Genomic DNA, 24,281 nt, shown 5'->3' on the forward strand with positions numbered 1-24,281 from the left:
GACGAGAGGATGGGCGTGGTTCAGGCATACATACTGATCCAGACCGAGGTCGGACGGGCCGCGCTTGCCGCGGCGACGATTGCGGAGATCTCCGGCGTCGCCTCGTCCGAGGAGGTCAGCGGTCCGTACGACGTCATCGTCCGAGTCGACGCGGCCGACGCCACGCACCTCACCGACGACGTCGTGCCGCAGATCCAGAAGGTCGACGGCATCACCCGCACCCTGACCTGCCCGGTGGTGCAGAGCCCTCACTGAGCCCGGGTCGTCCGGTCGCCGGCGCCTGCGAACGGGGCCGACGCGAGGGCGCACTAGGGTGTTGGACGTGACCGAGGAGAGCAAGCCCGACGGTGCACCCGACCAGGTGGAGGGCACGTCGGCCGACACTGTCGAAACCCGTTACGGCACCGGTCCGCGCCTGAGCCCGGCGTTGATCGCGACACTGGTCGCCGTCCCGGTCATGGTCATCATCGGTTTCATCACATTCGCCGCGCTGCGTCCCGACGACACCACGCCCATCGAGTCCTATGCGACCGGAGAGTCGGCTCCGGCCGACTGCGCGAAGCTGATCGCGGCGTTGCCGCAGACCTTCGACGGGTTCGGCGACAAGCAGGTCGACGGCACGACCGTGAGATGGCCTGCCGACGGTGACGGGGATGCGGTGACCTTGCGGTGCGGCATATCCCGGCCGTCCGAGCTGTCCCCGACCAGCAACCTGCAGGTGATCAATCCGGTTCAGTGGTTCATCACCGACACCGTCGAGGGCTCGGGTCAGGCCTACGTCTGCGTCGATCATCGTCCCTACGTGGCGATGTGGATACCCGCCAATGCAGGCAACGGTCCGATCACAGATGTCTCCGCGGTGATCGAACGCACCCTGCCGCGCGGCCCGCTCGATTTCGGCTGAGCCGGAACCCGATCGAAACTCACTCGTAGATCTCGGGTTTGGTGCTGCGACCGAGCAGCGAGCTGATCGCGTCGGCGACCGACAGCCCACCGTGACAGACCTGGTGGACCGCGTCGGTCAGGGGCATCTCGACGTCGAATTTGTCGGCCAGGGCACGCACCGAGGTGCACGACTTGACGCCCTCGGCCACCTGGCCGTGGGTCGCTTCCTGCGCTTCGGTGAGTGACAGGCCCTCACCGAGCCGGGCGCCGAACGTCCGGTTGCGTGACAACGGAGACGAACACGTGGCGACCAGATCACCGATCCCCGCCAGCCCCGCGAGCGTCTCGATCTGCGCACCGACGGCCACCCCGAGGCGGATTGTCTCCGCGAGGCCGCGGGTGATGATCGTCGCCAGGGTGTTCTGTCCGAACCCCACTCCGCTGGCCATCCCGCAGGCGAGCGCGATGACGTTCTTCACCGCCCCGCCGATCTCGCAGCCGACCACATCGGTGTTCGTGTAGGGCCGGAAGTATCCGGTGTTGAAGGAGTGCTGCAGTTCTCGTGCGCGTCCATCGTCGGTGCACGCGATCACCGTGGCCGCAGGCTGACCCTCGGCCACCTCACGTGCCAGATTGGGCCCCGACAACACCGCCACCTGTCCGGCCGGGACGCCGGAGACCTCGGCGATCACTTCGCTCATCCGTAGCAATGTGCTCGTCTCGACCCCCTTGGCGAGCGAGACGTAGGTGGTCTCCGGTGTCACATGCGGCAGCCAGTCGGTCAGGTTCGCGCGCAGCGACTGAGACGGTACCGCGCACACCACCACATCGGCGCCCGTCAGGGCGTCGGGGATCGAACTCGTCGCGACCAGCTGGTCGGGCAACGTGATGCCCGGGAGATAGTCGACATTCGTGTGATCGCTGTTGATCCGATCGGCCAGTTCCGGACGCCGGGCCCAGATGGTCGTGTCCGTACCCGCATCGACCAGCACCTTCGCCGTGGCCGTCCCCCACGACCCGGCACCCATCACCACCGCACGCACGACCACTCCTTCGCCGACCACCACTGCCGCCCTCAGCCTAGTGCGTGGCACGCCGGGCCCGGCGACGAATCCTTTGTGGGGTGCCCGTGACCACCCCGGTCGACGGGTCGGCATCATGGAGGCCATGGACACGCCATCGCATCCGGGTCCGGGCGGTCGTGGCCTGGGTGATGTCGTCGCGGTGATGGCGGTCAAGCGCCTCGAGCAGGCCAAGACACGTCTGGCCGCGAGCCGGGGGCCCGGTCACGGTCCCCTGCACCGTGCTCTCGTGCTGGCGATGATGGTCGACACCGTCGAGGCCGTCGAGGCCGCGGGAATCGGGCGCGTCATCGTGATCAGTCCCGACGATGCCGTGTTGACCGCGGCGGGTGCCGCGGGGGCCGTCGGGGTCCGCGAACCGTCCGACTCCGGATCGAGTGGGGTGACTCGGCTGAATCTCGCGTTCGCGCATGCCACGACGGTGGCGCGGGATCGATGGCCTTCCGCCCGGCGGGTGATGTTCGTCCAGGCCGATCTGCCCGCAGCCGGTGCCGGGAGCCTCCGCGAGGTGATCGCCGCCGCCGGGGCCCACCCGCACGCCCTGCTCACCGATCGCGACGGCAGCGGAACAACCATCCTCCTGCGCGACACGTCACTCGCCGGACCGCCCCATTTTGGTCCGAATTCCGCTGCAGAACACCGGAATTCAGGAGCCGTCGAGATCGACCCACAGCATGAGCACTGGCCCGACCTGCGCACCGACGTCGACACCGCCGAGGATCTGGAGGTCGCACGATCACTCGGTCTGGGCCCGCACACCGTGGCGGCGCTGGCGGACCGCGAGTGCTCCGCCGACGACACCGTTCCGATCGGTAACGGCACCTGACCGGTACCGCGCACAAGCCACCACCGGGCAGACGTGTCACGACACGGCCGATGCGTCATGATTGAACGGTGAGCCCCGCCGACGACATCGCCACCCAACCGATCACGTCCATCCCCGGTGCGCCCCCGGCCGCGACGCTGCTTCCCGACGAGTCCGCGGACCTGCCCGATGACCGCTACCTCAATCGCGAACTGAGCTGGCTCGATTTCAACTCGCGAGTGCTCGCGCTCGCCGAGGACGTCTCGATGCCGTTGCTCGAGCGCGCAAAATTCCTCGCGATCTTCTCGTCCAACCTCGACGAATTCTTCATGGTCCGCGTCGCCGGACTCAAGCGTCGCGACGAGACCGGGCTCTCCGTGCGTTCCGCCGACGGTCTGTCGCCACGCGAACAGTTGCTGCGGATCGCCGGGCGCACACAGACCATCGCCGACCGGCACGCCCGGGTCTTCCTCGACTCGGTTCGCCCGAACCTGGCGGAGAACGACATCCACGTCGTCACCTGGGCGGAACTGAACGACGACGAGAAGGCCCGCCTGGTCGATCATTTCCACGAGGACGTGTTCCCCGTCCTCACCCCGCTCGCGGTCGATCCGGCGCATCCATTCCCCTACATCAGCGGATTGTCACTCAATCTGGCGGTGACCGTGAAGGATCGCGCGGAGGGCGGCGAGCACTTCGCGCGTGTGAAGGTGCCCGACAACGTCAATCGCTTCGTCCGCGTCGACCGGCTGATGCGGCGGGGCTCCGGCTCGTCGAAGGACTCCGACCAGCGGGCGATCTTCCTGCCGTTGGAGACGTTGATCGCGGCCAACCTCGAACACCTTTTCCCTGGCATGGAAATCGTTGAACACCATGTCTTCCGGATCACCCGTAACGCCGACTTCGAGGTCGAAGAGGACCGTGACGAGGACCTGTTGCAGGCACTCGAACGCGAACTCGCACGCAGGCGCTTCGGTTCGCCTGTGCGACTCGAGGTGGCCGACGACATGAGTGAGCACATGCTCGAACTCCTGTTGCGCGAACTCGACGTGAATCCCGCCGATGTCATCCAGGTGCCCGGTCTTCTTGACCTGTCATGCCTGTTCGAGATCCACGGGCTCGATCGTCCCCATCTCAAGGACCGTCCCTTCGTCCCCGCCACCCATCCGGCCTTCGGCGAGCGCGAGACGCCCAAGAGTGTCTTCTCGACGTTGCGCGAGGGCGACGTGCTCGTGCACCACCCGTACGACTCCTTCTCCACCAGCGTCCAACGATTCATCGAACAGGCCGCCGCCGACCCTCAGGTGCTCGCGATCAAGCAGACCCTGTATCGCACGTCCGGTGATTCACCGATCGTCAACGCGCTGATCGATGCCGCCGAGGCGGGCAAACAGGTCGTCGCACTGGTGGAGATCAAGGCGCGCTTCGACGAGCAGGCGAACATCAAGTGGGCCAGGCAGCTCGAGCAGGCGGGCGTGCACGTGGTCTACGGCCTCGTCGGGTTGAAGACACACTGCAAGACGTGCCTCGTGGTCCGTCGCGAGGGGTCGGTGATCCGTCGCTATTGCCACATCGGCACGGGCAACTACAACCCCAAGACCGCCCGTCTGTACGAGGACGTCGGTTTGTTCACCGCCGCACCCGACATCGGCGCCGACCTCACCGACCTCTTCAACACCCTCACCGGCTACTCGCGAAAGATGGAGTACCGCAACATCCTGGTCGCCCCGCACGGCATCCGGTCCGGGATCATCGCCCGGATCGACGGCGAGATCGAACGCCACCGCCAAGGCGACACCAGTGCGCTGATCCAGCTCAAGGCCAACGCGCTCGTCGACGAGCAGGTGATCGATGCCCTCTATCGGGCCTCGCAGAGCGGCGTTCCGGTCGAGATCGTGGTGCGCGGTATCTGTGCGCTCCGTCCTGGAATGGCGGGGATCAGCGACAACATCGTCGTGCGCTCGATTCTGGGGCAATTCCTGGAGCATTCGCGAATACTGCATTTCGGCGCCCAGAATGAATACTGGATCGGCAGTGCCGACATGATGCACCGCAATCTCGATCGCCGTGTCGAGGTCATGGTCCAGGTCCGCGACGAACGCCTCACCTCCGAACTCGGCGACATGTTCGCCTCCGCACTCGACCCGCGCACACGGTGCTGGGTGCTCCACTCGGATGGGAGCTGGGTCGCCTCACCGGCCGAAGGAGAAGAGGTCCGCGATCACCAGCGTCAGATGATCCGACGCAATCGTCGCCGACCGGACCCGAATCCGTAACCGTTCTCGCAACATCGAACCCCTAGGATTCGTGTCGATGTCGAAGACAACGAAGACGGTCTGGGCTGCCGGCGGCGTCCTGTGGCGCCCGACTCGCGACGGGCAGGTCGAGGTCGCGGTGGTCCACCGACCCGACTATGACGACTGGACCCTGCCCAAGGGAAAGATCGACGCAGGCGAGACCTTGATCGCCACCGCTGCGCGCGAGATCCGTGAGGAGACAGGACAGCAGGCCCGGCTGGGGCGGCATCTGCGCGACGTCGGGTATGTGCTGCCGAACGGCAACCGCAAGCGTGTGCGGTACTGGGCAGCACGGGCCCTCGGCGGCGAATTCGAACCCAGCCACGAGGTGGACGAACTCCGCTGGCTCGACATGGCCACCGCCACCGAAAAATTGAGCTACCGACTGGATCGGGCGATTCTCACCGAGTTCGACAGACTCCCCACCGACGTCCACACGTTGTTGCTCGTCCGCCACGCGCGAGCCGGGCGGAGGTCACGCTACAAAGGCGACGACCGACTGCGGCCCCTTGATCGCACGGGCCGCCACGAGGCCCGCCAACTGGCCGGCCTGCTCGAGACCTTCGGGGCCGAGCGACTACACGCGGCCGATCGGGTCCGGTGCGAGCAGACCCTCGCACCGCTGGCGCACGATCTCGGGGTGGTGACGGTCCCCGAACCCACGCTGTCCGAAGAGGCCTACCTGGCCGACCCGCAGCGGGCACACCAGCGCATCCGTGAGATCGCATGGGACACCTCGGCCATCCACGCGGTCTGCAGTCAGGGCAAGGTCATCCCGCCGATGATGCGATGGTGGTCAGATCAGGATGGCATCACGCTGCCGCCCAAACGCAATCGCAAGGCGAGTGTCTGGGTGCTGTCGATCCATCAGGGGAAGCTGCTCGCCGCCGACCACATCGACAGCCCACTGGCGCACACCGACATCGACGTCGAGTCCTGACCCCGGACACACATCAGCCCCCGACGAGGGAAGAACGTCGGAGGCTGATGTCGGGTGACTCAGGACGCCTCAGCGTCGTGTGGCCTTCTTGGCCGGAGCCTTCTTGGCTGCGGTCTTCTTGGCCGGAGCCTTCTTCGCCGGAGCCTTCTTGGCCGGAGCCTTCTTGGCTGCGGTCTTCTTGGCGGGTGCCGCCTTCTTGGCCGGAGCCTTCTTGGCTGCGGTCTTCTTGGCGGGTGCCGCCTTCTTGGCCGGCGCCGCCTTCTTGGCCGGGGTGGCCTTCTTCGCCGCGGTCTTCTTGGCCGGGGTGGCCTTCTTCGCCGCGGTCTTCTTCGCCGGGGCCGCCGCGGCACCGCTGCCACGCTTCACCGCCGGGCCGGACGAGGCGAGCTTCTGCTTACCCGCGACGACAGCCTTGAACTGCGCTCCCGGACGGAACGCGGGAACCGAAGTGGCACGCACCTTCACGGTCTCACCGGTGCGCGGGTTGCGGGCGACGCGTGGGGCGCGCCTCCGCTTCTCGAACACGCCGAAGCCGGTGATGGTGACACTCTCACCCTTGTTCACCGCGCGCACGATCGTGTCGACGACAAGCTCGACAGCGGCAGTCGCAGTCTTGCGATCCGCATCCAGCTTCTTGGTCAGCTCATCGATGAGCTCTGCCTTGTTCATTGAAAACCTCCGCAAGCTGTTCTGACCCATCTGTAAAGCCAGCTATCTCCACACGGTAAACGTCCAATTCGAAAACGTCCATCTTCCACGCCAATTAACCAGGCATGTTGCGAAATCGAAAGCAGCAATCGCTTTCCGGGGAGGGAGTTTCCAGGCCGCGAATTTCAGCTGTCGAGGGTGACCGGCTTGAAGCGAGGACGCGAGGTCTCGAACTCAGAAATCGCTTCTACCTGGCGTAATGTCAGGCCGATGTCGTCCAGGCCCTCCATCAGACGCCATCTCGTGTAGTCATCAATTGCCAACGGCACCACTAGGTCTGCCGCGGTGATCGTCCGATCGGCAAGACTGACCGTCAGTTCCAGGCCTGGCTGCTCTTCGAGCCGCTTCCACAGCAGTTCGACGTCCGACTGCTCCACCTGGGCGGCGACCAGGCCTGCCTTGCCGGCGTTGCCGCGGAAGATGTCTGCGAACCGCGACGAGATCACGACCCGAAAGCCGAAGTCCGACAGAGCCCAGACCGCGTGCTCGCGCGACGATCCGGTACCGAAATCGGGACCGGCTACCAGAATCGAGCCGTTGCTCCACGGCTCGTTGTTGAGGATGAAGTCCGGGTCGGTGCGCCACCCGGCGAAGAGACCGTCTTCAAAACCTGTGCGGGTCACCCGCTTCAGGTAGACGGCCGGGATGATCTGGTCGGTGTCGACATTGCTGCGGCGCAGCGGCACACCGATCCCGGTGTGAGTGATGATGGGGTCCATGGTCCGATTCCGATCTGAGGAGTGGGGGCGGCGGTCAGGCGAGATCCGCGGGAGCGGAGAGCGTGCCTCGAATGGCCGTGGCCGCGGCCACGGCCGGTGAGACCAGGTGAGTTCGACCACCCTTACCCTGCCGCCCTTCGAAGTTGCGATTCGATGTCGATGCGCATCGCTCCCCGGGGGTGAGCTGATCCGGGTTCATTCCCAGACACATCGAGCAACCGGCCTGGCGCCAATCGGCGCCGGCCGCGGTGAAGATCTCACCGAGACCTTCGTCTTCGGCCTGTGCCCGCACGCGCATCGAACCCGGAACGATGAGCATCCGCATGCCGTCGGCGACCTTGCGACCCTTGAGGACATCGGCCACCGCACGCAGATCCTCGATGCGGCCATTGGTGCACGACCCGACGAACACGGTGTCGACCTTCACGTCCCGCAAGGGCATTCCCGGCTTCAGGTCCATGTACTCGAGTGCACGACGAGCGGCGCTCGCAGCGTTCTCGTCGGCGATCTCGGCCGGATCCGGCACGCGCGCGGCCAGCGGAAGGCCTTGCCCGGGGTTGGTGCCCCAGGTGACGAACGGCGTCAGTTTCGTGGCATCGATGTGGACCTCGGCGTCGAACTCGGCACCGGCGTCGGTCCGCAGACTGTCCCAGTACGCGACGGCGTCATCCCATTCCGAACCTGTCGGCGCGTTGGGCCTGCCCCTCAAGAATTCGTAGGTCACCTGGTCCGGGGCGATCATGCCGGCACGTGCGCCCGCCTCGATCGACATGTTGCAGATCGTCATTCGCGCCTCCATCGAGAGCTTCTCGATGGCCGATCCCCGGTACTCGAGGACGTAGCCCTGGCCACCACCGGTGCCGATCTCCGCGATGACGGCGAGGATCAGATCCTTGCTCGTCACCCCCGCCGGCAGTTCGCCGTCGACGGTGATCGCCATCGTGCGGAACGGGCGCAACGACAGTGTCTGAGTGGCCAGTACGTGCTCGACCTCGGAGGTACCGATTCCCATTGCCAGGGCACCGAATGCGCCGTGCGTCGAGGTGTGACTGTCTCCACACACCACGGTCATCCCGGGCTGCGTCAGGCCGAGCTGCGGACCGACGACGTGCACGATGCCCTGTTCCGCATCGCCCATCGGATGCAGACGGATGCCGAACTCCTCGCAGTTGCGGCGCAACGTCTCCACCTGCGTGCGCGAGACCTCGTCGGCGATCGGCTTGAAGATGTCGACCGTCGGGACGTTGTGGTCTTCGGTGGCGATGGTCAGGTCGGGCCGACGCACCGGACGGTCCGCGAGACGGAGACCGTCGAAGGCCTGCGGACTGGTCACCTCGTGGACGAGGTGGAGATCGATGTAGATGAGGTCGGGATTGCGATTCCCGGACGCGTCTTCTTCGCCGCGCACGACGACGTGGTCATCCCACACCTTTTCGGCGAGAGTACGCGGTGTGTTTGGGCTGTAACTCATGGCTGTACTCGCATCTGTTCGGATCGTCACGGCACGCCACCCGCTCCCGGGTCAGACGTGCATCTCACTATTTGGAACGCTAGTATCGTCCTATGGGAAAGGATAACGCATCGGAGCCCAGCAGTGGAATCGGTGTCCTCGACAAATCGGTGATAGTTCTGCGGGCCATCGCCGAGGCGCCCCGCAACCTGACCGAATTGTGCGATCGCACCGGTCTTCCGCGGGCCACCGCGCACCGCCTCGCCGTCGGGCTCGAGACCCACCGTCTGCTCGCGCGCAATGCCGCCGGACGCTGGTATCCCGGTCCTGCACTGAGCGAACTCGCGGCATCGGCGCACGATCCGGTCCGCGAGGCCGCGTTGATGGTACTGCCGCGCCTGCGCGAGATCACCGGCGAATCGGTACAGCTCTACCGCCGCGAGGGTGCCGAACGTGTCTGTATCGCCGCCATGGAACCACTGACCGGTCTCCGCGACACCGTTCCGGTCGGCACCCGGTTTCCGATGAGCGCCGGCTCGGCCGCCAAGGTCCTGCTCGCGTGGGCCGAACCCGGCACCCAGCGGGCGCTGCTGCACGACAGCGTCTTCGGTGAACGCGCATTGCACGAGATCCGGCGCCGGGGGTGGGCGCAGAGCGCCGGGGAACGGGCCGCCGGGGTGGCGAGTGTCTCGGCGCCGGTACGCGACGCGACCGGCGAGGTGGTCGCCGCGATCTCGGTCTCCGGGCCGATCGACCGGATGGGTCGTCGCCCCGGCGCCCGATGGGCCGCCGACCTTCTCGCCGCCGCGGACGCGATCCACAAGAGACTGCAACCCGCACGTGGCTGACGCGAGGGCCGTGACCGCCCGCGCGCCGATCGCCTGCACGCCGTCGCAGCCGGTCGGTTAGCGTCAGAGCATGGGAGTCAATCAGCGCAATCAGATCGTCATGTCCGAGACCGAGATCAACGAATTCGTCACGAACGGGAGAACCGCGACGCTCGCGACCACCGGTTCGGACGGGAGCATTCATCTCGTCGCCATGTGGTACGGCGTGGTCGACGGCGAGATCTGGTTCGAGACCAAGGCCAAGTCGCAGAAGGCCGTCAACCTACGACGCAACAATCGGTGTTCGGTCCTGATCGAGGATGGCGACACCTACGACACGCTGCGTGGCGTCTCCTTCGAAGGGACCGCCGAGATCCTCGACGACCCGGATTCCTGCCTGAAAGTGGGGATCAGTGTGTGGGAGCGCTACACGGCCCCGTACACCGAGGAGTCACGTCCGTTCGTCGAGCAGATGATGAACAAGCGAGTCGCGGTCCGCATCGTCCCGGGACGCATCCGATCGTGGGACCACCGCAAACTCGGGTTGCCCGAGATGCCCGTCGCCGGGAGCACCGCGCCCGGGGCGTGACGCGCGAATCCGGAGGACCGGAGAACACGCCCCGACCTTCAGACACAAAGAAACCCCCTCCCCTGCTTCATTGCAGGTGAGGGGGTCTCTTTGTTGTGTAGCCCCGACGGGATTCGAACCCGCGCTACCGCCTTGAGAGGGCGGCGTCCTAGGCCGCTAGACGACGGGGCCAGGAACTGAATGTTCAGTTGTACATCTGTGAATCTACGGGATACGGCCTCGGTTCGAGGTCGGCCACCCGAGGACTCGCTGGGGTACCAGGACTCGAACCTAGAATGGCGGTACCAGAAACCGCTGTGTTGCCAATTACACCATACCCCAAGGTTTTCCCTTCCCGGCTGGCTGGACTCAGCGCCCGGCCAGTCTGAAAAGGACCGAGGAGAAGAGTACCGAGGGGCACCCTCAGTTCACAAATCGCCAGGTCAAGGCGCTAGCTCGGCACGGTTTCACGCGCCGCGCCAAGGCGCGCGAGGCTCTTGTCGCGGCCGAGCAGCTCCATCGATTCGAAGAGCGGCGGGCTCACCTGGGAGCCGGTCACGGCCACCCGGACAGGACCGAACGCCTTACGCGGTTTGAGTCCGAGCGTGTCGACCAGCGCCTCCTTCAAGGCCTCCTCGATCTGCGGGCCCGTCCATGCCGGGAGCCCGTCCAGCGCGGCGACCGCGGCGTCGAGGACCTCACCGGCGTCGGCGCCGAGATTCTTGGCCGCCGATTTCTCGTCGATGACGAAATCGGCGTCGGAGACATACAGGAACGACATCAGCGACCAGGCGTCCCCGAGGACCTGGATGCGTGTCTGCACCAACTCGGCGAGCGCGGTGAACGACGCGTCATCGATCGGCTCAGCCAACTTGCCGTGCACGATGAGATAGTCCTTGAGTCGAGCAGCGAAGTCGCCCGGTTCGAGAGCGCGGATGTGTTCGGCATTGATCGCGTCCGCCTTCTTCTGATCGAACCGGGCGGGATTCGAATTGACCTGACGCACATCGAAAGCCGCGATCATCTCGTCGAGGGAGAAGACGTCGGTCTCATGGGAGTAGCCCCAACCGAGGAGGGCGAGGTAGTTCAGCAGCCCCTCGGGGATGAATCCGCGGTCACGATGGTGGAACAGGTTCGATTCCGGATCACGCTTGGACAGCTTCTTGTTGCCCTCCCCCATCACGAACGGCAGGTGCCCGAACTCCGGAACACGGTCGGCGATCCCGATCCGGGTCAACGCCTCGTAGAGCGCGATCTGCCGGGGCGTCGAGGAGAGCAGATCTTCTCCCCGCAACACGTGGGTGATCTTCATCATCGCGTCGTCGACCGGATTGACCAGTGTGTACAGCGGATCGCCGGTCGCCCGGGTGAGGGCGAAGTCGGGGACCGTGCCTGCCTTGATCGTCGTGGTGCCACGGACCAGGTCGTCCCACACCAGGTCGTGGTCCGGCATGCGCAGGCGGACAACGGGTTTGCGCCCTTCGGCGGCCAAGGCGGCGCGCTGCTCGTCGGTCAGGTCGCGGTCGAAGTTGTCATATCCGAGTTTGGGATCGCGGCCCGCCGCACGGTGGCGCGCCTCGACCTCTTCGGGTGTCGAGTAGGCCTCGTAGGCCTCTCCCGCGGCCAGCAGTTGGGCGACCACGTCGAGGTGGGTCGCGCGGCGCTCCGACTGCCGGTACGGCCCATAGGGCCCGCCCACCTCGGGGCCCTCGTCCCACTCGAGCCCGAGCCACCGCAGCGCGTCGAGGATCGCGGCGTAGGACTCCTCACTGTCGCGCGCGGCGTCGGTGTCCTCGATCCGGAAGACGAACGTGCCGCCGTCGTGCCGGGCCTGGGCGAAGTTGAACAATGCCGTCCGGGCGAGACCGACATGCGGAGTTCCGGTCGGGGACGGGCAGAAACGGACGCGCACATCGGAGCCACTCATGGAGGTCAGCGTATCGAATCGAGCGCCGCCGTCGGTTCCCCGTCCGATCTACGACCGGACGCTCAGGCCTGTGCGGCCAGGAAGTCCACGAGAAGCCGGTTCACCTCGGCAGGCTGTTCGAGGTAGCCGAAGTGTCCCGCCTTGGCCACCTCTTCGTACCGGGCCCCCGGGATCGCCTCGGCAACCTCACGCGCGAGCTTCGGCGGCAGAGTGCGATCGTCGGCGAATCCGATGACCATCGACGGCCGGGTGATACCCCGATACGCGCCCAGACGGTCGGCCTCATGGTCGTGCAAGGCGAGCTGTGCACGCACTCCCGGCGTGACCGTCTGCGGCGAGAAGCCGATGACGTCGAGCCAGTCCTTCGCCGTGCGGTCGTCGTCGAGCGTGTGCGGCGACAGATTCAGGTGGGCAGTGATCGCGGCCGCGTAGTCCGGCGGCAGGGTGATCTTGCTGTCGTACAGGGCGCGCTCCCCCGCCGAGATGGCCTGCTGCAACGGGGTGTTGCGACCATACGTGGCGATCATCACCGCCGCCTTCACGACGTCGGGCCGCGCCAGCGCCAGTTCCTGGGTGATCCGCGCCCCCAGCGAGGTCCCGACGACGAAGGCCGGACCACTGGCGAGATGCTCGATGAGCGCCGCGGTGTCGGCAACCATGTCGTCGTGGGAGAACCCGTCAGCACACTCCGACGAGGGGGCGATTCCCCGATTGTCGAAGGTCACCACCCGAAAGCCCGCCTTGGTGAGCGCCGGTTGCTGGTGGGCCTGCCACACCCGCCCGGGACTACCGGTCCCCATCACGAGCACCACCAGCGGACCTGAACCGAACTCCTCGTAGGCGATCTCTATCCCGTTGACCTGCGCGACCTTCGGGCCCCTCACGGCTTGTCCACCACCGGATTGACGAGTGTCCCGATTCCTTCCACGGTCACCGAGACCCGTTGTCCGGCCGTCATCGGGCCCACGCCCTCCGGCGTTCCGGTCAGGATGACGTCACCGGGCAGCAGCGTCATGACGCGCGAGATCCACTCGACGATCGACCCCACGTCGTGCAGCATCGACGAGGTCCTCGACCGCTGGGTCACCTCGCCGTCGAGTTCGGTGACCAATTCGGCGTCGGCAGGATCGAACTCGGTCTCGATCCATGGACCGAGCGGGCAGAACGTGTCGTAGCCCTTGCCGCGGGTCCACTGTCCGTCCGCCTTCTGCTGATCGCGGGCGGTCACGTCGTTGGCGACGGTGTAGCCGAGAATGACGTCCTTGGCCTTGGCGGCGCTCACGTCCTTGCACGGCTGGCCGATCACGACCGCGAGTTCACCCTCGAAATCGACGCGCTCCGAACTCGGCGGGCGCACGATGGGCACCTCCGGACCGATGATCGACGTGTTGGGCTTCAGGAATATCACCGGGTCCGCCGGCGCCTCCCCACCCATCTCGGCGACGTGAGCGGCGTAGTTCTTCCCGATGCAGATGACCTTCGACGCGAGAATGGGCGCGAGCAAACGCACATCGGCAAGCGCCCACGACCGCCCGGTGAACGTCGGGGTGCCGAACGGATGCTCCGCGATCTCGCGTGCCCGCTGCCCACCGTCGACGTCTTCGATGGAGACAAACGCGACCCCGTCTGGGCTGGCAACTCGTCCTAAACGCATGGCACGACATTATCGCACCGGCTTTCCCACAACTCGGGACACCGGTTTGACGTGAACTTCTCGCGTTCTAGAATATGGACGTTGCGTTCCACTATTTGAGATGAGGTGATCGTGTGAACGGCGTCGGGACAACCCGGTCGACGGCCGGACCGGCGGCGGTGACGATGTCACCGCGGCGCCGATGGGCCATGCTGTGTTGCGCGTTGGTGGCGGCCATGACCACGACCTGTGCCGTCAGCGGTGTGGCCTATCTCATCCCGGCGCTCCACACCGACCACGGGCTGTCCCTCACGCAGGCATCCGTTCTGGCCACCATTCCGACCGTGGGCCTGATGCTGCTGATCATCCCGTGGGGTGCGCTGCTCGATCGGTTCGGCGAACGCCGGGTGCTGATCATCTCCCTGTGCATCACGCTGGCGGGCACGGCGGCCACCGCAGTGGTCTCGGCCCTCGACGCGCCCTACTGGGTGCTGGCGACCGGCCTGTTCGTCGGTGGCCTGGGCGCAGGCGCGGCCAACGGCGCGAGTGGCCGGATCGTCGTCGGCTGGTTCCCCGCCCACCAGCGCGGAACCGCGATGGGCGTTCGCCAGATGGCACAGCCCCTGGGCATCGGAGTCTGCGCGCTCACCATGCCGTTCACTGCCCAGTCCTACGGTGTCACAGCCGCACTCCTCATCCCGGTCACCGTGACCGCCCTGGGTCTGGTCGCGTGCGTGATCGGGATCGTCGACCCTCCATTGGCCGGTACCCAGCCGTCGGGCGCCCCGCACAGGACCGACAACCCGTACCGCGCAGGCAGTTTCCTGGCCCGCGTACACGGAGTCAGTGTGCTGCTGGTGATCCCACAGTCGATGATGTGGACCTTCGTGCCCACCTGGCTGATCGTCGCGCACCACTGGTCGCCCGGCGCAGCAGGCGCACTGGTGACCGCCACGCAGGTCGTCGGGGCATTGGGGCGGATCGCCGCCGGCCGGGTCTCGGACAGGTGGGGCTCGCGGATGCGGCCCATCTGCGTGATCGCGGTCGCCGCGGCGTTGTCGATGGCGGTACTGGCGTTGACCGACTGGCTGCACAGTCCGGTCGCACCGGTGGTGATGGCGATCGCGACCATCGCCTCGGTCGCCGACAACGGCTTGGCGTTCACCGCGATCGCCGAGTTCGCGGGTCCAGGCTGGAGCGGCCGCGGTCTGGCGGTACAGAACACGGCTCAGTATCTCGCGACGGCCGCCACCACACCGGTGCTGGGTGCGCTGATCGGTGCCGCCGGGTTCCCCCTCGCGTTCGCCCTCACTGCCCTGACCCCGCTGGTCGCCGTTCCGCTGGTCCCTCGGGATCCAGCAGCCGATTGACCACACCTGCGGCGGTCGACGCGTCATCGACCACCACGATGTCGCGTCGACCGTCCTGCCGCACCACCAGGAGTGCGGAGCCGGATTTCAACACGAATCCCTTGGCTCCCTTGAGATCTCCGTGAACTGCGACGCGATAGCCGAAGCCCCCGAAATCACGCAGCGCCCGGACCCGGACCGCCTCGGCGTGGTCGATCTCCGGCATCGCGGCATGCGAGCGCGGCCACCCCAGCCTCCCGCGCACGCTGACCCCGGTCCGATCCACGGTGACCCGAGTGCCCCACATCGCGATGGCCGCCACCACGACGATCAGCAGGATCGCCGCGACGAGCCACGAGCGCAGCACCAGGGCCAGGCACGCGAGGATCACCACGGACCCACCGAGGATCAGCGACGCACCAGGCGACGGTGAGACGAACCGGGTCCAGACGATCCGCTCCTCCGCCCCGATCGCCACGAATGGGCGCTCCCCGATGTCACCGGCCGGCGGCGTCGCCGTCCATGATGGCACCAGCGCGGCGAGACCGAGACCGCTCGCGAGGCCGATCGCCATCGACAACGCGATCTGCCACTGCGGGGTCGGCACCGTGGCGGCATCTGCCACACCCCGTTGACAAGCCGTGGTCGACACGATCACGGCCACAGTCGAGATGACAACGCCTGCAACGATTCCGATACTTGTTCGGATGATCGTGGGGTCGGTGGCCCGGATACTCAGGGCCGCGCCGACGAATGGGCCGACCATCCCCACCACGATCGGCGCGACGATCACGAAGGTCAGACCGGAGAACCCGTCGGCGCCGTCCGACGACCAATGCGTGGCAACCGGATCGGGCAGGGTCGTCCGCCAGGACGCGACCAGGATGGCGCCGATCACCGCCGCCAGCACCGACGGCAGAATCGCCAGCGCGCACACGATCCGACGATCCCGGGCGGTCATGCCGGCCTCGCCCTCGCTCCGACCGTCCGTCGAATTCCTCACGTCTGCCACCTCTCTCGGATCTCGACCGCCAGCACGTCAGGCCTGATGTCCAACCGGCGCGCCACATCCACGAGCCGGTCCATCGCCTCGACGAACTCCGAGCGATCCGGAGCCGCTGCCGTGACGACTGCACCCCGGCCCCGACGGAGTTCGACGACCCCTTCGTCACGCAGCATCTGATACGCGCGCAGCACTGTATGCAGATTGATGTCGAGGCTCCGGGACAGGTCGCGGGCAGCCGGCAGGCGTTCACCGGCTTCCACCTCGCCGCGGACGATCGCCCCGCGGACCGACGCCGCCACCTGTTCGAAGATCGGGGCGCGTGAGGCGGGGTCGATACGGATCAACACACAAAGATCATATAGTTCTATTTCAACTAGAACAATATGGCCCGCCGACGCGAACGACCCCCACCCGGATACGTCCAGGTGGGGGTCGCAGGTGTTGTGCCCTAGAGGCGCTCGCGGATCCGGCGGCCGATCTCCGAGGTCTTCAGGTCGCCCGACCCGCGCTCGGCCAGGTCGTCGATGACGGCCTTCTCCACGCGCTCGGCGGCGTCCGTCTCGCCGAGGTGGGCAAGCAGTAATGCTGCGGACAGGATCGCGGCGGTCGGATCCGCCTTGCCCTGTCCCGCGATGTCGGGCGCACTGCCGTGCACGGGCTCGAACATCGAGGGATTCGCTCCCGTCGCGTCGATGTTGCCCGAAGCTGCCAGGCCGATACCACCGGTGACGGCAGCCGCGATGTCGGTGATGATGTCGCCGAAGAGATTGTCGGTGACGATGACGTCGAATCGGCCGGGATCGGTGACCAGATAGATGGTTGCCGCATCCACGTGGCAGTAGTCGGTGCTGACGTCCGGATACTCGGCGCCGATCTCCGCGACGGTCCGACTCCACATCGAGCCCGCGAAGGTCAGCACGTTCGTCTTGTGCACCAGCGTCAGCTTCTTCCGACGCGCCTGTGCACGCTCGAAGGCGTTGCGCACCACGCGCTCCACACCGAACCGGGTGTTCACGCTCACCTCGGTGGCCACCTCGTGCGGGGTCCCGACACGGATCGCGCCACCGTTTCCGGTGTAAGGGCCCTCGGTCCCCTCGCGGACGACCACGAAATCGATGTCGGGGTCACCGGCCAGCGGCGAGGTGACACCCGGCAGACGCCGCGAGGGGCGAAGGTTGACGTGGTGATCGAGCGCGAAGCGCATGTTCAGCAGCAATCCCCGCTCGAGTACCCCCGACGGGACCGACGGGTCCCCGATCGCGCCGAGCAAGATCGCATCGTGCCTGCGCAGCGATTCCAGGTCGTCCTCGGTGAGCAGTTCGCCGTTTCGGTGATAGCGGCGCGCGCCGAGGTCGAACTCGGTGGTCGAGACGTCGGGGACAACGGATTCGAGTACGCCGACGGCCTCCTCGATGACCTCGGGGCCGATACCGTCGCCGGCGATGACGGCGAGTTTCATGACAAGTCCACCTGTTCGATGAGAGTTGCGCCCACGGCGTCACCGATGGATGCGATGAGGTCGTCGTCGAGGGGGCCACTGACGCGCAGCATCACGGTCGCCCCGCCGCCTTCGGCATCCTGGGACAGACCTGCGGCCCGGATGTCGATGCCCGCGTTACCGAGCAGCGTGCCGATCTTGCCGAGCGAACCGGGCTCGTCGGCATAGCTCACGACGAGATTCAGTCCCTCGGCACGCAGATCGAAGTTGCGGCCGTTGATGTTGACGATCTTCTCGACGAGACGGGGCTCGGTGAGGCTGCCGGAGACGTTGTGCACCGACCCGTCGGCGAACACGGCCTTCACGTCGACCACGCTGCGGTGGTTGGGACTCTCCGACGCCGTGGTCACCTCGCTGGTCACGCCACGATCGGCGGCGACAGTCGGCGCGTTCACGAAGGTGACGGGCTCGTCGAGCACGGCCGAGAACAGCCCGCGCAGCGCCGACAGCCCGAGAACGTCGACATTGTTGGCCGCCAGTTCACCGCGGACATCGACGACGATCGAGGTCGGCGGCTCCTTGCTGATGGCGCCCACGAGGACGCCTGCCTTACGCGCGACCTCGAGCCATGGCGCGACCTCCTCGTCGACCGTGCCGCCGGTGATGTTGACGGCATCGGGCACGAAATGTCCGGCCAGAGCCAGACGCACGCTCTTCGCGACATCGGTGCCCGCGCGATCTTGCGCCTCACTGGTCGAGGCGCCGAGATGCGGGGTCACCACGACCTGCGGGAGTTCGAAGAGCGGCGAGTCGGTGCACGGCTCGGTTGCGTAGACGTCGAGCCCGGCGGCCCGCACGTGACCGGACGTGATCGCATCGGCGAGCGCCTGCTCGTCGATCAGGCCGCCCCGGGCCGCGTTCACGATGACAACGCCCTTCTTGGTACGCGCCAGCTGATCCGTGCCGATGAGGCCGAGGGTCTCCGGTGTCTTGGGAAGGTGCACGGTGATGAAATCGGCACGCTCGAGCAGCTCGTCGAGACTCACCAGCTCGATACCCAACTGGGCTGCTCGCGCCGGGGACACATAGGGGTCATAGGCAATGATCGATGTCTCGAAGGCGGCCATCCGGGCGGCGACCAACTGGCCGATACGGCCGAGTCCCACCACTCCGACCGTCTTGTCGAAGATCTCCACGCCGTTGAACGACGAACGCTTCCAGGCATGCTCACGCAACGTGGCGTCGGCCGCCGGGATCTGGCGCGCCGCGGACATCAGTAGGGCCACCGCGTGCTCGGCGGCGGTGTGGATGTTCGAGGTCGGTGCGTTGACCACCATCACTCCACGCTGCGTGGCGGCGGGCACATCGACGTTGTCGAGGCCAACGCCGGCACGGGCGATGATCTTCAGCCGCGGTGCGACGTCGAGGACCTCGGCGTCGACAGTGGTGGCCGAACGAACCAAGATGGCGTCGGCGTCGGCGGCGGCTTCGAGGAGCTTCGGTCGATCGGGGCCGTCGACCCAGCGCACCTCGACGTCGTCTCCCAGCGCCTCGACGGTCGAGGGTGCCAGTTTGTCGGCGATCAGAACGACCGGACGGCCAGCTGAGGTCACAATATTCTCCATGATCGAGGGGCGAAGTGAACGGTGCGGAGACCACCGCGACCCGCTCCGGTGACCGCGACGACTTCCGCGAACAGCTTAGTGGTCTGCTCGTCACCCATTCGCAGCCGGTCTCGACAGCTCGTACTCGGTCCCGCGATTTGCGGGTAGATTGTGATCGGCATTACGGATAGGTTGCAAACCGACCCCGGGACGATTCCGCGGAGCGCACTGCGCGGGTACCGACCGGTACGGTGAGCTTGGCCCCGAGCGACGTCTCTCGGGGCCGATGATTTCTTGTGTCTCGAACGAGCGGAGTGTGGATGATGAGGAAGCTGACGGCACTGTTGGCGGTTCTGGCTGCAACGGTGCTGGCCGGCTGGGGGGCTGGCATTGCCCACGCCGCACCGGCAAAGGTCTATCTCGGTGGAGGCTCCGGGATCCTGGTGCTCAAGGGCGGTAGTTCTGCCGCGGCCTGCACCCTGACCACGATCGGTAAGTCGAACACCGGCAAGCTGATCGGTATCACCGCAGGACACTGTGGCAAGCCGGGGCAGAAGGTGTACTCGGAGACCTTCCAGGACCGGGGACAGGCAGGAACCATCACGTACTCCGCCAGTGATCTCGACATCGCGGTGATCGAGTTCAACCCGGCGAAGGTCGTCCCCCTGCGCACTGTGCGGGGCGTGACCATCCGATCGGTCGACACGCGACCGCTCGCCTTCCCGACGATCGCCTGCAAGGAGGGCCGGACCACGGGCAACACCTGCGGCATCAGCTGGTTCTCCGACGGAGACGCGCACTTCAGTCAGATGTGCGTGATCGAAGGCGACTCCGGTAGCCCCGTGGTGGTCGGTGACCGCCTGGTCGGGATGGTGAACGCCTACTACTTCGTGGGCTGTATCGGCCCCGAGACAGGCACCAACATCGGCCCGGTGCTCAAGCGGATCGGATCACTCCCGCAGTATCGCGGATACCGGCCGATCTGATAGCAGGCCGACATACGAAGGAGGCCCCGGGACTTCGGTCCCGGGGCCTCCTTCGTGTACCGCAATCACCACGTGGCGATCAATCACTCGGTGTCGTATCGAGTCCCCGGATGCAGCCGCAACCACGCGGAGAGTTCGGCCAGGAACTGTGTCCGAACAAAATCCTCGACGCGGCTGAGCTCGTTCGGCGTGAGGCCTTCGATTGCTCGGCCGCCGGCGTCGGCGTCCCACTCGTCGACTGCCAACGCGCGTCGCCGCTCGTACTCGGCAAGCCGAACACGCCGGTCGACGCAGAACAGCTGGTAGTCGTCAGACCGCCACTGCTCCGGGATGGGCAGCACAGCATTCCTCAACTGCGCATCGCCCAGGTCCGCAAGCGCTTCGCGAATCTGCTCGATGGCGCTGGGATCCATCGCCATCGCCCGCAAGATCTCAACGTACTCAGCGGGGACGCTGCATACCCCCGCTCCGTCAGACATTGCGATGCGCATCCGGCACCAGCGATCCGTCACGCAACCGCCTGATCACTGCCGTGCCCCCGAGTTCTGCCCTCAACTCTGGGTGCCGATGGTAGAAATCGATGAGCCAGAAGGTCGCGGGGCCACCGAGACACGACTCGTCAACCCGGATCTGGTCGTACCGTTCGCCGGGACGAAGCGACATCCATGCCCCGTTACGTTTGTCGCCCTTCGTCAGAACCGGCGTCACTTCGGTGACGATTCCCCAGTCGAGGCCGTTGGCGGTCCGATGCGAGGGCACACTGATCCCCCGTTCCGACACGATCATCCATGCGGAATCACCGTTGGCCGCCCGCACCGCGTGGCCGATATAGAGGATTCCCACCACGAATGCCACAGGCGGATATAGGTTTTCGGCATGCTCGCTCGCGAGCGAAATGTGCACCGCATCACGCCAGGCCCCCAGTGCGAAGAGCAATGCACCGGCCCCAAACGTTGCGGTGGAAGCAATGTCGAATCCGCGCATCAGACGATCACGCCGGATGGTCAACACGCCGTCCCGGAGGAATGGAGCAACCCCCGCAGTTGTCATTGTGCGTAGCCGCGCTGATCGAAGAATCGAGCAGATGTCCAGGATCATTCCGCACGCAATCAGCTCGGCGCAGAGAAAGCCGAGTCGCTGACCACCCGCCAAGCCCACGATACCGATGCCGGCGAACAACGTACCGAGAACGGTGTAGACCAGTGCACCCGACCAATCGCCGCGCGGTCGCGATGACCACTCGTCCGGTACCGGAAACAGTGACCGCTGACTCGATGTCACTTGCACACTGCCTGACCAATGAGGCTCCCAGCCATACCCAAGGCAAGACCGCTGCCTGCGGTGATCCCGAAAGTCGTCAATGCGCCGGCTCCCTCCGGCGCGGCCAGCATCACCGCAACGTCACCGGCGAGACTCACACCTCCAACTGTGGTCGCCACGCACTTGTCGTAACCGCTCTTGGCATCCGCCACGGCGAGCGCGGTTCCGAGAATCGTCAGCGCCGGTCCTGCCGCCTTGGTCCCGATGGCCAGCTTCTCGGCCTGTGCTGTACTCAAGTACGGCAAACCGTCCGCCACATGGGGTTCCAGGGCGGCCATCCCACCGCTGGCCAAGGCCTGGGCGACGTCCTTGGTACCCGGAACCTGGACCTGCACACCATCCACGTCGGCAACCGCCTTGCCGTCCTTGGTCTCTCGCACGACAATCGGCGACTTCCCCTCACGCGTCAGCCTGGTCACGATCGACCCATCGGGGTTGTTCACCTTCGTCGAGACGAGGTTTCCCTTCTCGTCGAACAGGTCGAAGGTATCCCGCACCCCACCACGATGAGCATCTGTGTAGACCTGCCTGCTGCCATCGAGCATCCGCAAGGTCGTCACCGTCTTCCCGTCCGTGGAAGTCGTGTCCTTGTCGACGACTGTTCCCATCATGTGCTCGGCCAGCTTCTTCTGCTGGTTCTCCCGGCCTCTGGTCGGGTCCTCGCCGCGCGTTTCGTCAGAATACGGATCCGTCGTGGCGTCCTTCGGTGCATTCCTGTCGCTCCACAACTCCGACAGTCCGGGAGTCACCGACATGGTTTGCGACCGAATGAAGTTCCCGAGATCGTAGTCGGCATGTCCGAGATTCATCAGATGCGGATTCAACTGATCCTGGAATCCGGTCGCGGCGAGCACCAAGAGCTTCGCCATCGCCGGTGACATGACCTTCTCGCGAACGAGCACCGTCCAGTCGTCCGTGACGTAGAGATCGCCGGATTCGATGATCCGCACCAGATCGCTGATCGCTCGATGTTCAGCTGCCAGAGTCGCTCCGAACTTGTGGACGCCGACCTCGACATTCATCCCCAGATTGCCGAATGTCGAAGTCCGGCCACGAACGCGACCGGCCATGTCACCGGCAGCGCGGTATGCGAGACCATCCCAGTTCTCGTTGTTGTTGAGACCGGAGATCTCCCAAACCACCTCCCAGCCGGCCTGGTCGACGGTTTCGGAAGACGACTTGGCCACGTCCACGGCCGGCCCGAGTGCGTCGGGTCGCCACGTCTCGAATACGGAGCGACTGGGAATCATTGCGCGGATGCAATCCGGTTGAACGCCGCCGCCAACTCGTCATCGGCCGCCTCGAACTCGCCGGCAGCGTTGTGAACCGCGCCGGACATCGCCGAGTACGCCTCTGCCGTTCGCCGCAGCGGATCGTGCAGCGCATCAGCCAAGGTCGTCAACGCATATGCGGCAGACGATCCCGTCATACACGCAGCGATCCCGAGGAGGTCCGTGGGCAGCGACGAGTCGCGGATGACTGCCGCGGTCTCCTCCACCGTCCCCGAGAACTCGCGCAAGATCCCCGGATTCACCGTCGTCCCAGACATGTCTCCCCCTGTGCCACAGTCCGAATCGATGCGATGGTACCGGACAAACTGGGTGGTACCGGGCGCCGATCGAAGGGTGTGGACAAAGCTGTAGCCGTTGTCGCCGACCATCGGCGACAACGGCTACAGGATGCCGGGCGAGGCGCTTACGCGGTCTCGGTGATCGGGCGATCGACCCAGCTCATGAGATCGCGCAGCTTCTTGCCGGTGACCTCGATCGGGTGCTCGGCGTTCTTCTTGCGCAGGCCCTCGAGCTCCGAGTTGCCGTTCTCCACATTGGCGACGAGACGCTTGGTGAAGGTGCCGTCCTGGATGTCGCGGAGGATGCCGCGCATCCGCTCCTTGGTGTCGGCGTCGATGACGCGCGGTCCGGAGAGGTAGCCGCCGAACTCGGCGGTGTCGGAGACGGAGTAGTTCATCCGGGCGATGCCACCCTCGTACATGAGGTCGACGATCAGCTTGAGCTCGTGCAGCACCTCGAAGTAGGCCATCTCCGGCGCGTAGCCCGCCTCGACCATCACCTCGAAGCCGGTCTTGACCAATTCCTCGGTACCGCCGCAGAGCACGGCCTGCTCACCGAACAGGTCGGTCTCGGTCTCTTCCTTGAAGGTGGTCTTGATGACCCCGGCACGCCCACCGCCGATGGCGCTGGCATAGCTCAATGCGAGGGCCTGGCCCTCACCCTTCGGATCCTGGTCGACGGCGATCAGGCAGGGCACGCCCTTGCCGTCGACGAACTGACGGCGCACGAGGTGACCGGGCCCCTTCGGCGCGACCATGCCGACAGTGATGTTCGCGGCAGGCTTGATCAGATCGAAGTGGATGTTGAGGCCGTGTCCGAAGAACAGGGCGTTGCCGTCCTTCAGGTTCGGCTCGATGTCCTCGGTGAAGATCTTGGCCTGCGAGGTGTCCGGAGCCAGCAGCATGATGACGTCGGCCCACTCGGCGGCCTCTTTGGCGGACATGACCTTGAGGCCCTGCTCGGCAGCCTTGTCGCGAGACTTGCTGCCCTCACGCAGACCGACCGCGACATCGACCCCGGAGTCGCGCAGCGACAGCGAATGTGCGTGTCCCTGGCTGCCGTAGCCGATCACCGCGACCTTGCGGCCCTGGATGATCGACAGATCGGCGTCGTCGTCATAGAACAGTTCGATCGCCACAGTTGGATTCCCTTCGATTTCTGTTGTC

General features: G+C 65.9%; 26 protein-coding genes and 2 tRNA genes. 9 read left to right on the plus strand and 19 right to left on the minus strand.

What is annotated here, in order from left to right:
* The first annotated feature begins 9 nt into the window (after positions 1–9).
* Both IDF66_RS01725 and IDF66_RS01730 read left to right on the plus strand, forming a co-directional pair.
* Complete coding sequence (locus IDF66_RS01725) at positions 10–255, plus strand: Lrp/AsnC ligand binding domain-containing protein (RefSeq protein ID WP_190265524.1); 246 nt, start codon at positions 10–12, stop codon at positions 253–255.
* Positions 256–316: 61 nt separating this feature from the next.
* Positions 317–904, plus strand: coding sequence for a DUF3515 domain-containing protein (locus IDF66_RS01730; RefSeq protein ID WP_223309209.1), 588 nt, complete (start codon positions 317–319; stop codon positions 902–904).
* A 19-nt stretch (positions 905–923) separates the two neighbouring features.
* On the opposite strand, the gene IDF66_RS01735 is transcribed toward IDF66_RS01730, so the two are convergent.
* Positions 924–1,928: an NAD(P)H-dependent glycerol-3-phosphate dehydrogenase gene (locus IDF66_RS01735; protein ID WP_164309100.1), complete on the minus strand. Its 1,005-nt coding sequence runs from the start codon at positions 1,926–1,928 to the stop codon at positions 924–926.
* A gap of 124 nt (positions 1,929–2,052) precedes the next feature.
* On the opposite strand from IDF66_RS01735, the gene cofC reads away from it, so the two are divergent.
* From cofC to IDF66_RS01750, 3 genes are all read left to right on the plus strand, one after another.
* Positions 2,053–2,793 carry a 2-phospho-L-lactate guanylyltransferase gene (gene cofC / locus IDF66_RS01740; protein ID WP_203588610.1) on the plus strand — a complete coding sequence of 247 codons (741 nt, stop codon included), beginning with the start codon at positions 2,053–2,055 and terminating at the stop codon, positions 2,791–2,793.
* Between the two features lie 68 nt (positions 2,794–2,861).
* Positions 2,862–5,048 carry an RNA degradosome polyphosphate kinase gene (locus tag IDF66_RS01745; protein WP_164309098.1) on the plus strand — a complete coding sequence of 729 codons (2,187 nt, stop codon included), beginning with the start codon at positions 2,862–2,864 and terminating at the stop codon, positions 5,046–5,048.
* 37 nt (positions 5,049–5,085) lie between these two features.
* On the plus strand, positions 5,086–6,009 hold the full coding sequence (locus tag IDF66_RS01750) for an NUDIX hydrolase (protein WP_164309097.1): 924 nt from the start codon (positions 5,086–5,088) through the stop codon (positions 6,007–6,009).
* Between the two features lie 69 nt (positions 6,010–6,078).
* Here IDF66_RS01750 and IDF66_RS01755 read toward each other — a convergent pair whose 3' ends face one another.
* The 3 genes from IDF66_RS01755 to leuC all read right to left on the minus strand — a co-directional run bounded on the left by IDF66_RS01755 (position 6,079) and on the right by leuC (position 8,907).
* Positions 6,079–6,678 carry an HU family DNA-binding protein gene (locus tag IDF66_RS01755; protein ID WP_164309096.1) on the minus strand — a complete coding sequence of 200 codons (600 nt, stop codon included), beginning with the start codon at positions 6,676–6,678 and terminating at the stop codon, positions 6,079–6,081.
* Positions 6,679–6,842: 164 nt separating this feature from the next.
* On the minus strand, positions 6,843–7,436 hold the full coding sequence (gene leuD / locus IDF66_RS01760; protein WP_164309095.1) for a 3-isopropylmalate dehydratase small subunit: 594 nt from the start codon (positions 7,434–7,436) through the stop codon (positions 6,843–6,845).
* Between the two features lie 34 nt (positions 7,437–7,470).
* Entirely contained in the window at positions 7,471–8,907 is a 1,437-nt protein-coding gene (leuC, locus tag IDF66_RS01765) for a 3-isopropylmalate dehydratase large subunit (RefSeq protein ID WP_190265525.1), read from the minus strand.
* A 92-nt stretch (positions 8,908–8,999) separates the two neighbouring features.
* On the opposite strand from leuC, the gene IDF66_RS01770 reads away from it, so the two are divergent.
* Positions 9,000–9,734, plus strand: coding sequence for an IclR family transcriptional regulator (locus IDF66_RS01770; protein ID WP_164309093.1), 735 nt, complete (start codon positions 9,000–9,002; stop codon positions 9,732–9,734).
* Positions 9,735–9,804: 70 nt separating this feature from the next.
* On the plus strand, positions 9,805–10,302 hold the full coding sequence (locus tag IDF66_RS01775; protein ID WP_164309092.1) for a pyridoxamine 5'-phosphate oxidase family protein: 498 nt from the start codon (positions 9,805–9,807) through the stop codon (positions 10,300–10,302).
* 98 nt (positions 10,303–10,400) lie between these two features.
* Here IDF66_RS01775 and IDF66_RS01780 read toward each other — a convergent pair.
* The 6 genes from IDF66_RS01780 to IDF66_RS23900 form a co-directional block, all read right to left on the minus strand.
* A tRNA-Glu gene (locus IDF66_RS01780) sits at positions 10,401–10,473 on the minus strand.
* 78 nt (positions 10,474–10,551) lie between these two features.
* Positions 10,552–10,623 (minus strand) — tRNA-Gln (locus tag IDF66_RS01785).
* A gap of 109 nt (positions 10,624–10,732) precedes the next feature.
* A complete protein-coding gene (gene gltX, locus IDF66_RS01790; protein WP_190265526.1) occupies positions 10,733–12,208 on the minus strand; it encodes a glutamate--tRNA ligase in 1,476 nt (491 codons plus the stop codon).
* A gap of 62 nt (positions 12,209–12,270) precedes the next feature.
* On the minus strand, positions 12,271–13,092 hold the full coding sequence (locus IDF66_RS01795; protein ID WP_164309090.1) for an alpha/beta fold hydrolase: 822 nt from the start codon (positions 13,090–13,092) through the stop codon (positions 12,271–12,273).
* Complete coding sequence (locus IDF66_RS01800) at positions 13,089–13,862, minus strand: fumarylacetoacetate hydrolase family protein (RefSeq protein WP_190265527.1); 774 nt, start codon at positions 13,860–13,862, stop codon at positions 13,089–13,091. Before IDF66_RS01800 ends, IDF66_RS01795 begins: the two co-directional genes overlap by 4 nt.
* 91 nt (positions 13,863–13,953) lie before the next feature.
* Positions 13,954–14,079: a hypothetical protein gene (locus tag IDF66_RS23900; RefSeq protein ID WP_263282304.1), complete on the minus strand. Its 126-nt coding sequence runs from the start codon at positions 14,077–14,079 to the stop codon at positions 13,954–13,956.
* On the opposite strand from IDF66_RS23900, the gene IDF66_RS01805 reads away from it, so the two are divergent.
* A complete protein-coding gene (locus tag IDF66_RS01805) occupies positions 14,078–15,211 on the plus strand; it encodes an MFS transporter (RefSeq protein WP_263282305.1) in 1,134 nt (377 codons plus the stop codon). The genes IDF66_RS23900 and IDF66_RS01805 overlap by 2 nt on opposite strands.
* Here IDF66_RS01805 and IDF66_RS01810 read toward each other — a convergent pair.
* The 4 genes from IDF66_RS01810 to serA all read right to left on the minus strand — a co-directional run bounded on the left by IDF66_RS01810 (position 15,150) and on the right by serA (position 19,247).
* Complete coding sequence (locus tag IDF66_RS01810; RefSeq protein WP_190265528.1) at positions 15,150–16,193, minus strand: DUF1648 domain-containing protein; 1,044 nt, start codon at positions 16,191–16,193, stop codon at positions 15,150–15,152. The genes IDF66_RS01805 and IDF66_RS01810 overlap by 62 nt on opposite strands.
* Positions 16,190–16,543: a GntR family transcriptional regulator gene (locus IDF66_RS01815; protein ID WP_190265529.1), complete on the minus strand. Its 354-nt coding sequence runs from the start codon at positions 16,541–16,543 to the stop codon at positions 16,190–16,192. The genes IDF66_RS01810 and IDF66_RS01815 overlap by 4 nt, the downstream gene beginning before the upstream one ends.
* A 101-nt stretch (positions 16,544–16,644) precedes the next feature.
* Positions 16,645–17,655: a 3-isopropylmalate dehydrogenase gene (locus IDF66_RS01820; protein WP_164309086.1), complete on the minus strand. Its 1,011-nt coding sequence runs from the start codon at positions 17,653–17,655 to the stop codon at positions 16,645–16,647.
* Positions 17,652–19,247 carry a phosphoglycerate dehydrogenase gene (gene serA, locus IDF66_RS01825; RefSeq protein WP_190265530.1) on the minus strand — a complete coding sequence of 532 codons (1,596 nt, stop codon included), beginning with the start codon at positions 19,245–19,247 and terminating at the stop codon, positions 17,652–17,654. The genes IDF66_RS01820 and serA overlap by 4 nt, the downstream gene beginning before the upstream one ends.
* Before the next feature lie 311 nt (positions 19,248–19,558).
* Between serA and IDF66_RS01830 the strand changes: the two genes are divergently transcribed.
* A complete protein-coding gene (locus tag IDF66_RS01830; protein ID WP_164309084.1) occupies positions 19,559–20,224 on the plus strand; it encodes a chymotrypsin family serine protease in 666 nt (221 codons plus the stop codon).
* 83 nt (positions 20,225–20,307) lie between these two features.
* Here the strand turns inward: IDF66_RS01830 and IDF66_RS01835 are convergent, their stop codons facing one another.
* From IDF66_RS01835 to ilvC, 5 genes are all read right to left on the minus strand, one after another.
* A complete protein-coding gene (locus IDF66_RS01835) occupies positions 20,308–20,652 on the minus strand; it encodes a hypothetical protein (protein ID WP_190265531.1) in 345 nt (114 codons plus the stop codon).
* A gap of 43 nt (positions 20,653–20,695) precedes the next feature.
* Positions 20,696–21,403 carry a hypothetical protein gene (locus IDF66_RS01840; protein WP_190265532.1) on the minus strand — a complete coding sequence of 236 codons (708 nt, stop codon included), beginning with the start codon at positions 21,401–21,403 and terminating at the stop codon, positions 20,696–20,698.
* Positions 21,404–21,501: 98 nt separating this feature from the next.
* Positions 21,502–22,794, minus strand: a complete 1,293-nt coding sequence (locus IDF66_RS01845) for a hypothetical protein (protein ID WP_190265533.1) — start codon at positions 22,792–22,794, stop codon at positions 21,502–21,504.
* Positions 22,791–23,093, minus strand: coding sequence for a hypothetical protein (locus IDF66_RS01850; protein ID WP_164309080.1), 303 nt, complete (start codon positions 23,091–23,093; stop codon positions 22,791–22,793). The genes IDF66_RS01845 and IDF66_RS01850 overlap by 4 nt, the downstream gene beginning before the upstream one ends.
* A 146-nt stretch (positions 23,094–23,239) precedes the next feature.
* On the minus strand, positions 23,240–24,253 hold the full coding sequence (gene ilvC, locus IDF66_RS01855; RefSeq protein WP_164309079.1) for a ketol-acid reductoisomerase: 1,014 nt from the start codon (positions 24,251–24,253) through the stop codon (positions 23,240–23,242).
* Between the last annotated feature and the right edge of the window lie 28 nt (positions 24,254–24,281).

Source organism: Gordonia hankookensis (genome assembly GCF_014673215.1).
GTDB lineage: Bacteria > Actinomycetota > Actinomycetes > Mycobacteriales > Mycobacteriaceae > Gordonia > Gordonia hankookensis.

Coding starts and splice junctions, on each gene's coding strand:
- IDF66_RS01725 (WP_190265524.1), top strand. CDS start 10: ATGGGCGTGGTTCAGGCATACATACTGATCCAGACCGAGGTCGGACGG.
- IDF66_RS01845 (WP_190265533.1), bottom strand. CDS start 22,794: ATGATTCCCAGTCGCTCCGTATTCGAGACGTGGCGACCCGACGCACTC.
- IDF66_RS01755 (WP_164309096.1), bottom strand. CDS start 6,678: ATGAACAAGGCAGAGCTCATCGATGAGCTGACCAAGAAGCTGGATGCG.
- IDF66_RS01770 (WP_164309093.1), top strand. CDS start 9,000: ATGGGAAAGGATAACGCATCGGAGCCCAGCAGTGGAATCGGTGTCCTC.
- IDF66_RS01820 (WP_164309086.1), bottom strand. CDS start 17,655: ATGAAACTCGCCGTCATCGCCGGCGACGGTATCGGCCCCGAGGTCATC.
- IDF66_RS01800 (WP_190265527.1), bottom strand. CDS start 13,862: ATGCGTTTAGGACGAGTTGCCAGCCCAGACGGGGTCGCGTTTGTCTCC.
- IDF66_RS23900 (WP_263282304.1), bottom strand. CDS start 14,079: ATGGCCGCCACCAACGCGCAACACAGCATGGCCCATCGGCGCCGCGGT.
- leuD (WP_164309095.1), bottom strand. CDS start 7,436: ATGGACCCCATCATCACTCACACCGGGATCGGTGTGCCGCTGCGCCGC.
- cofC (WP_203588610.1), top strand. CDS start 2,053: ATGGACACGCCATCGCATCCGGGTCCGGGCGGTCGTGGCCTGGGTGAT.
- IDF66_RS01750 (WP_164309097.1), top strand. CDS start 5,086: ATGTCGAAGACAACGAAGACGGTCTGGGCTGCCGGCGGCGTCCTGTGG.
- IDF66_RS01805 (WP_263282305.1), top strand. CDS start 14,078: ATGACCACGACCTGTGCCGTCAGCGGTGTGGCCTATCTCATCCCGGCG.
- IDF66_RS01775 (WP_164309092.1), top strand. CDS start 9,805: ATGGGAGTCAATCAGCGCAATCAGATCGTCATGTCCGAGACCGAGATC.
- IDF66_RS01830 (WP_164309084.1), top strand. CDS start 19,559: ATGATGAGGAAGCTGACGGCACTGTTGGCGGTTCTGGCTGCAACGGTG.
- IDF66_RS01850 (WP_164309080.1), bottom strand. CDS start 23,093: ATGTCTGGGACGACGGTGAATCCGGGGATCTTGCGCGAGTTCTCGGGG.
- leuC (WP_190265525.1), bottom strand. CDS start 8,907: ATGAGTTACAGCCCAAACACACCGCGTACTCTCGCCGAAAAGGTGTGG.
- gltX (WP_190265526.1), bottom strand. CDS start 12,208: ATGAGTGGCTCCGATGTGCGCGTCCGTTTCTGCCCGTCCCCGACCGGA.